We start from the raw sequence: 1014 nt of genomic DNA, 5'->3' as shown, positions 1-1014 counted from the left end.
GTGCCACCCGTGCCACCCGTGCCACCGCCGCGCCGCGCCGTCAGCCGCTGCCGGCCGGGCGGTTCGTGCTCCGCTTCACCGCGGGCTCGCGCCGCGTCCTGCTCGCCGGCGGGGTGCTCACCCTGCTCGGCACCTCGATGTCGCTGGCCCAGCCGATCATCGCCCAGCACATCCTGGCCCGGCTGACCGCCCACCAGCCGGTCGGGCGGCCGCTCGGCGTCCTGACCATCGCGGTCCTGCTCGGCACGGTGGTGTCCGCCGCCGGGTTCTTCCTCATCGAGTCGGTCGGGGAGACCCTCGTGCGGACCGTCCGCATCCGCCTGGTGGAACGCATCCTGCGGCTGCGGCTGGCCGCGACCGACGAGATCAGACCCGGTGATCTGATGTCGCGGCTCGTCGGCGACACCACGCTGCTGCGCCAGGTCACGACCCAGGCCCTGGTGACGAGCTGCACGGCGACGATCGCCCTGGTCGGGGCGCTGGTGATGATGGCGCTCATCGACGTCGTCCTGCTCGGCGTGACGCTGTCGTCGGTCGTGCTGATGAGTGCCAGCGTGCGCTGGTCGGCGGCGCGGATCGGGAAGGCCACCGGGCAGGCGCAGGCCGCCGTCGGCTACATGGCCACCCTGCTCGACCGCGATCTCGGCGCCCTGCGCACGGTGAAGGCATCCGGGGCGGAGGGCCGCGAGATCGGCCTGCTCGCCGACGCGGCGCAGACGGCGTTTCGCCGGGGGCTGCGCGTCGCCGCCTGGCAGGCGGGCACCGGGGCGAGCGCCGGCATGCTCATGCAGGCGTCGTTCCTGGGGGTGCTCGGTGTCGGTGGCGCCCGGGTCGCCGCCGGGGACCTGCCGATCTCCGACCTGATCGCGTTCCTGCTCTACATGTTCTTCCTGACCCAGCCGGTGACCACCCTGGTCGGCGCCTGGGGCCAGTTCAAGGCGGGCGGGGCGGCCGCGGAACGGATCCAGGCGGTGCTGCGCCTGGCCGCGGAACCCACCGCGGACCGTGGGCGTG

Annotated in this window: 1 protein-coding gene; it reads left to right on the top strand. The window is 74.2% G+C overall.

Translation table 11 applies throughout. From position 1 onward, the window contains the following. Positions 1–1014 (top strand): ABC transporter ATP-binding protein (locus ND748_RS32670; protein WP_308205792.1); only part of this gene is annotated, 1014 nt, incomplete at both ends.

This window comes from Frankia sp. AiPs1 (assembly GCF_023716945.1).
Lineage (GTDB): Bacteria > Actinomycetota > Actinomycetes > Frankiales > Frankiaceae > Frankia.
The sequence above is the reverse complement of the archived record's forward strand: the minus strand, read 5'-3'. Positions and strand labels throughout refer to the sequence as shown.